At 34.3% G+C, this 12,651-nt stretch carries 10 protein-coding genes and 1 pseudogene; all 11 read right to left on the reverse strand.

Annotated features, from left to right (window positions below; genetic code table 11):
* Nucleotides 1-3: 3 nt before the first annotated feature.
* Nucleotides 4-609 (reverse strand): TetR/AcrR family transcriptional regulator, encoded by a 606-nt coding sequence (locus ACQKP0_RS01155; protein WP_427403973.1) that lies wholly within the window; start codon nucleotides 607-609, stop codon nucleotides 4-6.
* A 140-nt stretch (nucleotides 610-749) separates the two neighbouring features.
* Entirely contained in the window at nucleotides 750-3,461 is a 2,712-nt protein-coding gene (locus tag ACQKP0_RS01160) for a tetratricopeptide repeat protein (protein WP_427403974.1), read from the reverse strand.
* Between the two features lie 370 nt (nucleotides 3,462-3,831).
* Nucleotides 3,832-4,887 (reverse strand): ABC transporter permease, encoded by a 1,056-nt coding sequence (locus tag ACQKP0_RS01165; RefSeq protein ID WP_427403975.1) that lies wholly within the window; start codon nucleotides 4,885-4,887, stop codon nucleotides 3,832-3,834.
* A complete protein-coding gene (locus tag ACQKP0_RS01170) occupies nucleotides 4,884-5,609 on the reverse strand; it encodes an ABC transporter ATP-binding protein (RefSeq protein ID WP_427403976.1) in 726 nt (241 codons plus the stop codon). Before ACQKP0_RS01170 ends, ACQKP0_RS01165 begins: the two co-directional genes overlap by 4 nt.
* A 317-nt stretch (nucleotides 5,610-5,926) precedes the next feature.
* The gene (locus ACQKP0_RS01175) at nucleotides 5,927-6,322 is read right to left on the reverse strand and encodes a VOC family protein (RefSeq protein WP_427403977.1); all 396 of its coding nucleotides are present in this window, start codon (nucleotides 6,320-6,322) and stop codon (nucleotides 5,927-5,929) included.
* Nucleotides 6,323-6,514: 192 nt separating this feature from the next.
* On the reverse strand, nucleotides 6,515-6,745 hold the full coding sequence (locus ACQKP0_RS01180) for an excisionase family DNA-binding protein (protein ID WP_427404162.1): 231 nt from the start codon (nucleotides 6,743-6,745) through the stop codon (nucleotides 6,515-6,517).
* 29 nt (nucleotides 6,746-6,774) lie between these two features.
* Nucleotides 6,775-8,631: an ABC transporter ATP-binding protein gene (locus tag ACQKP0_RS01185; protein WP_427403978.1), complete on the reverse strand. Its 1,857-nt coding sequence runs from the start codon at nucleotides 8,629-8,631 to the stop codon at nucleotides 6,775-6,777.
* Nucleotide 8,632: 1 nt separating this feature from the next.
* The gene (locus ACQKP0_RS01190; protein WP_427403979.1) at nucleotides 8,633-10,357 is read right to left on the reverse strand and encodes an ABC transporter ATP-binding protein; all 1,725 of its coding nucleotides are present in this window, start codon (nucleotides 10,355-10,357) and stop codon (nucleotides 8,633-8,635) included.
* A 335-nt stretch (nucleotides 10,358-10,692) separates the two neighbouring features.
* Entirely contained in the window at nucleotides 10,693-11,325 is a 633-nt protein-coding gene (locus ACQKP0_RS01195; RefSeq protein ID WP_427403980.1) for an NUDIX hydrolase, read from the reverse strand.
* A gap of 241 nt (nucleotides 11,326-11,566) precedes the next feature.
* A pseudogene (locus ACQKP0_RS01200) lies at nucleotides 11,567-11,734 on the reverse strand (twin-arginine translocase TatA/TatE family subunit); the annotation flags it as partial.
* A 179-nt stretch (nucleotides 11,735-11,913) separates the two neighbouring features.
* Nucleotides 11,914-12,507: a histidine phosphatase family protein gene (locus ACQKP0_RS01205; RefSeq protein ID WP_427404163.1), complete on the reverse strand. Its 594-nt coding sequence runs from the start codon at nucleotides 12,505-12,507 to the stop codon at nucleotides 11,914-11,916.
* Nucleotides 12,508-12,651 lie beyond the last annotated feature (144 nt).

Consider the following 12,651-nt stretch of genomic DNA (forward strand, 5'->3'; position numbering starts at 1 on the left):
TCACTATTGTTTTCTTAATCCTTCAAAAATAAGTGTCATTGCAGATTCAAATACTTCTTCTGGAACATCTTGTTTTTCCCAATAAACCCATCGCATTCCTAAAAATTGGCCAATGGACATTAAGCAATAAGCGATAGTTTCCTGATCAATTGTTTTAAATTCACCTGCTTGGATACCTTCTGATAAGCTTTTAATAAATCCGGTTGCCAGCTTATCGTAATACCATCGATACAATTCTTGATCTACGACAATTGCTTGCTGTACAATGCTGTATAAATTGCTGCGGTTTTTCACCCAATTGAAAAAGGCCTGAAACCCTTTACGTTGTGCATCCTCATAATTATTAGCGGTTTTCATTTCTTCTTTAATAGTTAAACGTAGCTCACGACTATAATGACGTATTAATTCATCAAAGATATCCTTTTTTGAAGGAAAGTAATTGTAAAATGTTCCATGAGACACATCTGCTTCCTGGGTAATATTCACAATAGATGCATCATAATAACCTTTTTTCCCAAACACCTCTTCTGCTGCTCTCAAAAGCTTATCTCTCGTTTCCCACCCTTTCTGCGTAAAGTTTTTTTCATCATAAACCATTTTTTCTGACACCTGAATCACCTCTTAATTTTGATTATAGATTTTTATAAAAAAATAAGTCAATAGATTTTGCGTAAAATATTTCGACATTTCTAAAAATAAAAATTGAAGAATAAAAAAACGCTAGGATTTTTTATTCCTAGCGTTTTTTATTAATTTACTTGATAAGTTTCCTTACTTGCATCTACAATCCATTCGTATTGACGCAGTTTCACCTCGAACAGTGATAATGGATCACGGAAGAGTTCAGGATTTGATTTGATTTTGTTTAACATATTCTCATTTTCTTCACGTTCTGCTAAGGTGAGCTTCACTGTCTTTTCAATTTCTGCTAATGGATTTTGAAAAAACATTGAAATATCCCTGTCTAAAGACGTTTCGAATAATTCAAATTGCATAAGGAACTTATTTGCAATAGAATCAACTACCGCTTGGTAATCCTCATTTTCTACAAATTTTTTATATCTGTTATAAAGCATTGTTTTGTTTTGCTGAAGAGCTCCAAACAGTTTTCCTGCACTCTTTAATAAAACCTGAGATGGTGTATGTCTTAGTAATATATTTACTTTCTCAAATCGGATACCATTCTTCATTCGTTCTGCATCCCGGCGCCAATCATCGAGCACTCGATCATCGCCACACAGCTTTAATCGTTCTTCTCCATACAAAGTATTAAAGCCTTCTCGCATTTCCTCAAGATAGGTCTTGCTTTGGTAAAATTCCTCCTCGGCAATCGTAATCCAATTTTGGATAGAAGTGTAGAATTTCGGTAATGTATTTTTTTGCAAATGATCCTGGATACGTGTATTCATTTTTTCATTAAGTTCCAAATGAATTTTCCGGAAATCACTGTCTTCCTTAATTAAATCGGAACAACTTCTTAGTATATTTGGTATTGATTGGGCTAAATCCTGTTTTATATCATCCTTGATAGAGTGATAGGCGCTTGTAATACTTCGAACTTTTTCCTTTTCCATATCTTGAAGCTGATGTATAGCACCGCCTAGTTTATTAGCCATTTCTTCATCCCATTTAATGGATTCTATTAGATTGTTTTCTAATTGCACCCGTTGATCTAATATATTTGCCATGAATGCTCGTATAAACGATAACATTTTTGAGGTTCGTATTTCTTCCAATTTTAAATCTTTTGTTATTGCTTGAATGAATTTATTCAGTTCATTGATTTCAGTTTGTTTATTGTACGTAATCACACTGGCATATGGAAATTGGGAATGAACTTCTTCAATTAGCATTTTCAATTCTTGATCATTAGAAGAGGTTTCCATTTGATTGATCACAAAATAGAATGGAACATTCTGTACTTTATTTTGCAATTCGATTAAATAACTCAGATTATATTCTTCTGGACTAATCACAACTAGTACAGCATCTGATAAATGTGGATCAGGATTCACTTGATCCCTTTTACTATTGTTCCAACCATTGATCGGTGAATCTAGTAATGTAATCGAATTTTCATTAAGAAATTCAGATGGCAGCTTAAAATCAATAATCGTTTTTTTCGGTGCAATTTCGCGATATTCTTCAGCATTTTCAATCATTCTGATGCCTGTTTGAGTGATTTCAGCGATTTCAAAATCATCATGATCCTTATACATAACGAATGATTCAGAAGGTGAGCCAAATACATGTCCACCTAAAACAGAGTGAATAAAGTCAACTTTTCCCTTTTCGTCAGAACTAGCAACTAATAAATTGTGAGCTCGTAAATCCAATAGCTCACGGATGATCCATTTCAATGAATAACCGACAAGAACCTCTTGATTTTTAGCCCATCCGAGCATAGTTTCGAATAATTTTAAGCTTTCCTCTAAAACATCAATCTCATTTCTTGAATGACAAATTAAATTTTCAGCTTCATGTATTACTGATGTGTTAAAGCTGGAAGGAAAAATTTCTTCCCATGATAGCATAGCAGCGGATGCTGCCAATGCATGTGTGGAATCAGTTATTTTAATCCAGTTTTCCAAATGATATGGAATAATCTTGGATAAATCCTTTAATAGAAGTTTTCCATTTATTAATTCTGCATAAGATTCTTGGTACAAGGAAGATAATTCATGCCATTCTACGTTTCGATCATCCTCAATATTCATAAGAAGATGATTGATTTCTTTAAGCCAAGTTAAATATATTTCCTTCTTTTCATTTCTATAACTTTTCCATAGTGATGAGACTAACTTTTCAAATAGTACCTGATTTTCTATATATAAGGAAATTAATGTTTTACTAAAATAGCTTGGGTCAAATTTACTTGTTTTTCCTTCTTCACTATACATCCTTAATATTTCAAACCATCTTGGTGAAACTGTTCGCGTCGATTCGTTAACTGCTAATTCTACTGCATTTTTCCAGTCTTGATGCTCCTCAAAGAATAAACGGGCGATTTCCGTTATATCGAGATAATCGGGATTGTAGGAAACAGCTTCCTTAATGGTTTCCACTGCTTTGTCCAATTTCCCTTGTTCCTTGTAAACAGAAAACAATTTAAGTAATAATTCTGTTGTTAGAACAGTAGAATCAGAGGTGATTGAACGATATAGATCCTCGGCAGCAGAGAATAAACCCAGCTCGAAATAGGCATCCGCCATATTCATTTGCGCCCATGGTTGTAATTCGTTTTCGATATTTTCCCATTTAAAAATAGCTGTTTCATAATCTTTGTTATGAAAATAAACTTCACCTTGTGCAAATCGAATGAAGGATAAATCGGAAATTTCATTCCTATGCTCAGCTAAATAAGCCTCTCCCAGAACATGAACAGGATGTTCGTACTGTTCATCTTTCATAAATGTGTTTTTATAATATAACTTATCAATTAATAACTCTTCTAAAGTCATTTTATATCCCCCGATATCACATATTTACATAATCATTTAATGCTATTGCTGCTATAAATATGCTTCACTTTTGTAATACTATCTGAAACTTCTATAATAGTTAATTTAGAGTATATTCTTGTACTCTTGTATTCTAACAAATGAATATTTGCAATAAATTTCATTTTACTTTCAATTTTGCTACAGAAACAAGAGACTTAAGTAATACTTTTAATAAACCTGAATATTCAAATCCATACCAATAAAATAGCCAATGAACTCTAATAGTTTAAGGTTACATTGGCGAAATTGTTATATGAAATTAATGGAAAATTTTTCACTTTATTGAACTTAAGGAAATCTAAACCGAGAGTAAAATCAATCAAAGCGGTTATAATGTTCGATACTTTTTCAATGCAAATACATTAAGGGTAATAAAGATTACTGCAAAGATTATCAATGCAAGAATATCGCTGCCAATCTCACTTAAACTAAATCCTTTATACATGACTCCCATTAATGCATCGGCTGCATAGTACATAGGAAGTATTTTACCTATAGCTTGTAACCAATCAGCCATCCCTTCAAGTGGAAAAATCCCTGAAAAAAATACTTGTGGAATAACAGCTATCGGAATAAATTGGATCATTTGAAATTCAGAAGCAGCAAAGGCAGATAATAATGTTCCTAAAGATAGGGCAACAAGTGCAAGCAGCAAGTTAACTAGAATCACATTCCATATAGAACCTACAAGTACCACGTCTAATACATTTATTGAATATAGTATGACAATAATGGTTTGAATAACAGCAAAGATTCCATAACCCACCAAATATGAAAATACAATTTCTCCTCTACGAATTGGAGTAGACATTAGCCTTTCCAATGTACCAGTAGTCCGCTCTTTTAATAAACCAATTCCTGAGATAAGGAAAACGAAAAAGAAAACAAAGAAACCAACTAAAATAGGGCTTAATACATCAAAAAAATCAGTGTCACTACTTCCATAAACATAATGAATATCAATATTCTTTTTCATCAAATCTAGTGACACCATATTTTTATCGATTAATTTTGATTGAGCTTGTGCTGCGACTGCTTGGTTTACCTTCATTTGCAGGGCTTTCGCTGAAGATGGATCACTATTTTTCAATGTTAATTTTAATTTTCCGTCATCTATCTGCAGTAAGCCATCAAGATTGTCATTAACAACTGTATTATCTGATACTTTCTCATAATGTTTTGTATTTATCTTTGAATCTTTTAATACTTTTACAAGTTCTTTATCAACATTAGCTACACCTAATTTAGGTTCAACATCCTTCCCATTAAACAAAAAATACATAAGTGATAATATTAATAATGGAGCAAAAAATAGTAAAGCCAAGGTTCTTTTATCACGTAGCATTTGCTGATAAATTCTTTTGATTAATGCCCATATTCTCATAAGGATGTACCCCCAGCTTTTAAAAATACCTCATCAAAATTGTCTACTTTATATAGAGCTTTCAATTGCTTCGGTGTACCGCTAGTTAAGATACTGCCATCCCTTACCATGGCAACAACATCGCATTTTTCAGCTTCATCCATTACATGTGTAGTCACGATAATCGTTTTTTCTTCTTCATTTTTTAAACGTTTTAATTCATTCCAAACCGACAACCTTAGTTCAGGATCAATCCCAACGGTTGGTTCATCTAAGATTAGAATAGGTGGATCTGGAATTAAGGCGATCGCAAGAGATAACCTACGCTTCATTCCCCCGGAATAAGCAGATACTTTTTTCTTTAGTTCGTTTGTCAGGTTTACTAAGCCAGCTGCATAAGCAATTCGCTTCTTCTGTTCCGTTTTGTTCAACTTGTAAAGAGAAGCAAAGAATCTAAGATTCTCTTCACCTGTCAGCTCTGAGTACAACGCATCTGATTGTGCCATGTAACCAATGTTTTGCAATAATGCTAGATTAGGAACTTTTTCATTTAATACATGAATGCTTCCTTTATCAGCCTTATCCATTCCGACGATCAATTTTACGAGTGTTGTTTTACCTGCTCCTGAAGGACCAATTAATCCGTAAATTTGACCTTTTTCCATGTTCAGATTGATATCGTTCAAGACCACTTTTTTGCCGAAGCTTTTACTGACTTGTTCGATTTTAACGGTGGGGTTCATTAAAAAATCTCCTTTTGTTTTATAACTTTATCTTCAGTTTTCCAGAAGTTTGGTTTCATTTAACTCTTTTAAGGTACATCTTTATCCGAATTTTCGGTTGATGTGGTTCATGCTTCACTTATGAGGTACATCTATACTCAATTTACATGATCATATACTTCATACTGCACTTTTGAGATACATCCATACCAAATGTTCCTGTCGATGTGGTTCATACCTCTTTTGTGAGGTACTCTAAAAAAAGAGGTAATAACTTAAAAAAATAAGGAGCAAAACCACATGATTTCACTCCTTCAATTGTGTTATTTAATTCTATTTCATTTTTGGTAATTCAATTCCCAAGTAATTCCGAATTTATCCGTTACCTTTCCATATCTTGCATTCCAGAACGTATCTTGAAGCTCCATTTTCACTTGTCCATCTTTTGATAGGGCATTATAAATTTTGTTTATTTCCTCGTTGCTTTCAAGATCCAGACCAATTTCAATGTTATTTCCCTTTATTGGCTCGTTCCCAAATACATCATTAAAATAGATCGCAAACCCATTAGGGAAATGCAATTCGGCATGTATGTATTTTCCTTCATGGCCTTTGAACATTTCAATTCCGTCAGCTAGTTTGGTGTTTTGGATTTCCCCATGTAAGACCTCTTGATAAAATTCAATTGCTTCTTTGCAGTTTTCAATAGTAATATGAGGGACAATTTTTTTCATTCTAATTCCTCCGTTTCTTTTTTGTAAAACTTTCGCTATACAAAGTGAAAATTCCTTTTAATTTTGGTTTGTGTTTAAAAAAGCCAAGAACAGGAGAATTAGCACTCATTTTGATTTATCTATAACAAACTAGTTCTTTGGTGACCGTAATCCTAGTAAAAATCCAAGGACAGAACCATAGGCAATCTGAACCTAGTCTTCATCCTTTATATCAGGATCTTCAGGTATTGGTTCATTATTCCATTCCTCTAATAGTTTTTTATGTTTTTCCAGTTGTTTTAGATGATCATTAAATTGTTCTTTATTAATTAAGTATTGCTCCCCATCATAAAGATAACGAATCTTCTTTTGCAGAATCAGCGTTTCGATAAAGGATTCTGGGAGTGATAAATATTCTGCTGTTTCCTTTACTGTTAAATACATATTTGGCACCTCATTTATCCGCCAGGGTTTTAAATTCCACCCTCAACATTTTTAAACTGATTGAAAAACATATTATAGTAAATACCTTGCTTACCCATTAACTCTTCATGATTTCCTTTTTCAACTATTTCTCCGTGGTCGATCACCATAATTGTATCTGCTTCACGAATCGTGTTTAAGCGGTGAGCGATGATAAAACTTGTACGTCCTTCCATTACTTTTAACAAAGCATCTTGAATATGAAGCTCTGTCCGGGTGTCAATGCTGCTTGTTGCTTCATCGAGTATAAGCAATGATGGTTTCGCTAAAATAACGCGGGCAATTGCAAGAAGCTGTCTTTGACCTTGACTTAGATTTCCGCCGTTTTCGGATAGCAATGTGTCATATTGCTTTGGCAGCCGTTTGATAAAAACGTCTGCATTCGCCATAGCAGCCGCTGCTTCTACTTCCTGATCTGTTGCATCAGGTTTTCCGTATTTTATATTCTCCATAATCGTACCAGAGAACAAATACGTATCTTGCAATACAATACCAAAGCATTTCCGTAAACTGTCCCTTGTATACTCACGAATATCTTTGCCATCGAGATAAATCTTTCCACTTGTTACATCATAGAAGCGGGTTAAAAGGTTCACGATTGTTGTTTTACCAGCTCCTGTTGGACCAACAAGAGCAGTACTGCTCCCAATTTTCGATTCAAAGCTGACATTTTTTAATATTGGTACGTCCTGTCGATAGCCAAAGCTAACATTTTCAAAAACAACATGACCTTTAGGATTTGTTAATGTGACTGCTCCTTTTTTATCGGAAGGCTCCTCTTGTTCATCAAGAATTTCAAACACTCTCTCAGCACCAGCAACACCTGATTGCAGTACATTAAATATATTTGCAAGGTCGTTTAAAGGTCTAACAAACTGCCTTGAATAGCTGAGAAAACTCGCAATAACCCCTATTGTTATTAAGCTTTTGACTGCAAGAATTCCACCAACAATTGCGACAATAGCAAAGCCTAAGTTATTTATTACATTCATGATTGGCATTAAGAATCCTGACCAAATTTGCGCCTTTAAACCAACCTGTCTTAGCTTAGCATTAACCTCTTCAAACTCTTCAATCGCTTTTTCTTCATAGTTAAAAGCTTTCACAACCTGGATTCCTGAAATTGTTTCTTCGATATGACCGTTTAATTTTCCAAGCTGGACTTGTTGATTTTTAAATAACACCTTCGTTTTACTCGCAATCGTTCTTGTTAGTAAAAAGACTAAAGGAACGGTAACTAAGCTTGCCAATGTTAAAATTGGACTTAAATAAAGCATCATGATCAATGATCCGATAAGGACAATTGCACCAGACATTAATTGTGTCGTTGATTGTGAAATCGTATTACTCACATTATCGATATCGTTAGAAAGTCTGCTCATTAATTCCCCATGTGTACGTGTATCGAAAAATGAAACAGGCAGTTTCTGCAATTTTTTAAATAAGGAGCTGCGCAAGTTCTTTACAATTCTCTGTGACACGCCTGCCATTAACCAGCCTTGTAAAAAAGTTAGAAGTGCATCAGCTATATAGGCAATCAAAAGTACAAGAATTGTACTTTCCAGCAGACCAAAATCAACTTTTCCTCCTACTGCCATTGCATCAATCGATCGACCAATAAGATAAGGCGCTGACAAAGTGATGATTGAATCTATTAAAATAAATAGGAAAATAGTAGTTAGGAGCTTTCGTTCTTTTCCAAAATAATGCCATAATCGTTTTAACGTGCCTTTAAAGTTCTTCGGCTTAACAACAGGTCCGCCTCTTCCGCCATGACCTCTCATGCCTCCACCAGGTCTTACCATTACACTGGCTTGCCCAGCCCTGTTTTCTTTTTCCCCCGGCATCCTATTCCACCTCTTTTCCTATCTGAGAGTGATAAATTTCTTGGTAAACTCTACAATCTTTTATTAACTCATCATGTGTCCCCGCCCCAGCTATTTCACCATCATCTAAAACAATAATTTTATCTGCATCTATAATAGAGGTGATTCTTTGGGCAATCAAAAGACAGGTTAAATTACTTGCATATTTTTTAAGTGATTCCTTTAATTTCGATTCTGTTACCATATCCAGGGCACTTGTACTATCATCCAAAATAAGGATTTCAGGCTGCTTTACTAATGCTCGAGCAATCGATAAACGCTGCTTTTGCCCTCCTGAAAAATTGACCCCTCCTTGCCCTAATCTCGTATGATATCCTTCAGGTGACTCCATAATAAAATCATGTGCTTGGGACATCATTGCTGCTTTTTCTATTTCTTCCATCGTTGCATCTTCTTTTCCCCAGCGTATGTTATCGATGACAGAACCTGTAAATAAAGTTGTTTTTTGTGGAACAGTCGCGATTTTTTCCCTGATAATTTTCGGATTCAAACCCTTTATATTCTCACCATTTATTTTAATGGTTCCTGAAGTGACATCATAAAAACGGGGGATAAGCCCGATGAGACTTGATTTCCCTGAGCCAGTTGACCCAATGATTCCTACAGTTTCTCCTGGTAAACAACTAAATGAGATATTTTTTAATATCGGATCACCACTTGCTCCATCATAGGAAAAGGTGACATTTTCAAAATCAATTCGCCCCTTTATCGAATCATTTTGGTCCCTATCCTTCCATGACATGTCATTTTCTTCTTCAAATACTTCGCCAATTCTTCCAGCTGATGCCTTTGCCCTTACAAACATATTAAAAACCATTGAAATCATCATTAAGGAAAAAAGAATTTGTGTCATATAGTTTGTGAAGGCAATCACATGTCCCACCTGCATTTGACCATTATCCACTCTTACTCCGCCTATCCAAAGCACTGCTACAATCCCTAGGTTTAAAACTAGCATGATAACTGGACTAAAGATGGCCATGATTCGAATGGCAGAAGTGGATTTTGCTTGAAATTCGTCATTAGCCTTATTAAATTTGTCCACTTCATAATCAAATCGGTTAAAGGCTTTGACCACCCGTACCCCAGATAAGTACTCTCTCATCACACCATTAACATGATCAAGAGCTTTTTGCACCTTCATAAAAAACGGAAATCCTATTTTCATGTTCGAAATGATAATAATAGCAACGATTGGTACAACGACAGCTAATACAACGGCTAGATGAACATTTAATTTGGTCGCCATAATTAAACCACCAATACACAGAAGCGGCGCTTTTACAAAGATCCTCATTAATCCGTTAACAAACACTTGAACTTGTGTCACATCATTCGTTAGTCTTGTTACGAGTGAGGCACGATCAAATTTATCAATGCTTTTAAAGGAAAGGGTTTGAATTTTTCTAAACAGATCAGAACGTAACTCCGCCCCAAAGTTTTGCGAGACAATACTTGCTAAAATACTGCGGGTAGAAGCTGCAATCGCACCCACTACTGTAATCAGCAACATGAATCCTCCGTATTTAAACACATAATTTAAATCCTTATTTGCTACACCAATATCAATAATTTTCGACATGATTGTCGGCTGTAAGAGGTCACATATTGCCTCAAAGGTTAAAAAGATAACAGCTATACTAAAGGATAGCCAATATTTTCGTATGTATTTATTTAAAAACTTCATCCTTCGCCCATCCTTATTTCTGATTTTTCTCTAGTTAAAAGATACCTCCAAACTTGTGAATAGTCACCTATTTTATTCGGTTTCCTAAATAAAATTTTTGAGTGCATACAATAGAGTAGTTTTTGGAATAATGGAATCTGAAGACCGGAACTGTCTTCAAATAATTTTTGTAAGCAGAAAAAAGTCAGACCGGCGAGATAGATCTTTAATTAATCGACGGTCTGACACTTTTGGGAGTATTAATTTGTATTGTTTTTTTACCTCTCTTGTTGAAAATAACTATTACTAATACAATCATTTTATAGAAGCTTCTTTTGTCCAAATAAACATATCGGCTATTTTCGCTTTTGTATTTTCTCCTTAATCCTATTTACTACTGTTATATAATACGAGTATTCATGAGGAACAAATTCATTTTTATTGGCTACCCGATCAATGATGACTTTTTCCCCATCCTTACCGATTTCATACCCTTGTATTTTAATCTCCCCTTTTTCTCCTGTCCATAGTTCATAAAAGTCATTAAAGTTAGCTTTTACAATTCCGGAAACTTCCTCACTTTGTAAAATGTAATCATCAAACGTATACTGACTTTCATATAGAAATACATTGGCTATTTCTCTATCAATAAGATCTCCTCTTGTAACACAATAATCAATGATTCCTAAAGAGATAAGGTCGTTAAAAGAAACATCAATCCCTAATTCTTCTTGGATCTCTCTTATTCCATCAAATACGGTTTCATTAGCTAATAAATGGCCCGCAGCGGTAATATCGATAAGATTAGGGTAATCTTTTTTTCTATCGCTTCGAATTTGAAGAAGAATATAATCTACTTCATTTTCTCTACTGATAAACCAGCATTGAAAGGTTTCATGCCAGTACCCCATTTTATGTACTTCCTCCCGAGTGGCGACACCTATTGGATTTCTATGTTCATCAAATATTTTAAGTTTTTCTGTTTCCATTTTCTTTCCCTCCATAACCTTATTTTATACAATTTGTCTTTAAGTTTTTTAAAAGGATTCTCTTGTTGATTTTCTATAAAAAAATAGCCCTTCATTTGTGAAGAGCCTTTTTAAGTTAAATAGGAGACTTTTTATCCTCACTATTCGTTTTTTCTACATGGTTATTTATTTCTTCTATAGTTGTTTGGACATGGTTAACTTCATTAGTTGAGTTTGTTCCATTACTTTGGTTAAGGTTAGTTTGCTGACTTTTACTACTGTCAGATTCTGTTTCAAAGATTCCTTGAGTAGCGTTTTTGAATTCTCGCAGTGTTTTTCCAGCAGCTTTTCCTATTTCAGGTAATTTTTTCGGGCCGAATAACACTAGAGCTACTGCGCCGATTACAATTATACTTTCAGCATTCAGCATAAAATAACCTCCCTTTAGTGATAACTATATCATTATACAACAATTTTTTATTTAATTATATGAAGAAAAAGATTCCTGCATGGTGGAAATAGAAACTGTTTTTATATGGGGAGCCAAGGAGGAAAAAGGCAGACCATTAGCAGTGTAAATCCATTCGTAGGTCTGACCTTTCTGAAAGTTTATTTTTGTCCAATTCTATTGTACTGCGATAAATGTGAAACTTTATTGAATTCTTTTACTTTCCACTTTTCTTGTTCAAAATGTATATTACTGATACATGCATTTAATAAAGGTTCTTTTCCCGAGTATATTTCTCTATTCGACAGTGTGGATAAAATTGAATGAATGACTGCTCCGTGAGTAACTAGTAATACGTTGGAATCTCTATATCTTTGATTAATTTCGTTTATTCCTGCCATCAATCTTTTTTCTAAAGATATACTGTCTTCTTGGTTTGGGTAATTTTTATCAGGATAAGCAGACATTCTTTCCTCGGCATCCATCCCCTCTGCATCCCCAAATGACCTTTCTATAAATTCATTCATCTCTACAAGAGGCACACGCAAATATTGATTAATGATCTCTGCTGTTTGTTTTGCTCTTTTCAAGGGACTTGTTATGATAACATCCCATTTTGAAGTTTTTAAAAACTCCCCGCATTCTTTAGCTTGTCGAATTCCTGTTGTATTTAATGGGATGTCTGTTCTTCCTTGAATTTTCCCTAACACATTCCAGTCTGTTTCTCCATGTCTTACTATACAAATCTTCGTAATTTTTCTTTCCTCCTTTCAAGTTACTTGTTGTAAAAATAAGAATACCATCTAGACATTAAAAATCATATTTTAATGTTTAGATGGTGTTCATAAAGTATCATTAAAAAACTTCCTTTTGAATAGTTCGAGTAATTGATCCTCATC

The sequence above is a fragment of the Heyndrickxia sp. NPDC080065 genome, from assembly GCF_050281185.1.
Lineage (GTDB): Bacteria > Bacillota > Bacilli > Bacillales > Bacillaceae_C > Heyndrickxia.

Excerpts from the sequence above, each read along its gene's own strand:
- ACQKP0_RS01195 (WP_427403980.1), bottom strand. The coding sequence starts at position 11,325 with ATGGAAACAGAAAAACTTAAAATATTTGATGAACATAGAAATCCAATA.
- ACQKP0_RS01165 (WP_427403975.1), bottom strand. The coding sequence starts at position 4,887 with ATGAGAATATGGGCATTAATCAAAAGAATTTATCAGCAAATGCTACGT.
- ACQKP0_RS01190 (WP_427403979.1), bottom strand. The coding sequence starts at position 10,357 with ATGAAGTTTTTAAATAAATACATACGAAAATATTGGCTATCCTTTAGT.
- ACQKP0_RS01185 (WP_427403978.1), bottom strand. The coding sequence starts at position 8,631 with ATGCCGGGGGAAAAAGAAAACAGGGCTGGGCAAGCCAGTGTAATGGTA.
- ACQKP0_RS01180 (WP_427404162.1), bottom strand. The coding sequence starts at position 6,745 with ATGTATTTAACAGTAAAGGAAACAGCAGAATATTTATCACTCCCAGAA.
- ACQKP0_RS01170 (WP_427403976.1), bottom strand. The coding sequence starts at position 5,609 with ATGAACCCCACCGTTAAAATCGAACAAGTCAGTAAAAGCTTCGGCAAA.
- ACQKP0_RS01175 (WP_427403977.1), bottom strand. The coding sequence starts at position 6,322 with ATGAAAAAAATTGTCCCTCATATTACTATTGAAAACTGCAAAGAAGCA.
- ACQKP0_RS01160 (WP_427403974.1), bottom strand. The coding sequence starts at position 3,461 with ATGACTTTAGAAGAGTTATTAATTGATAAGTTATATTATAAAAACACA.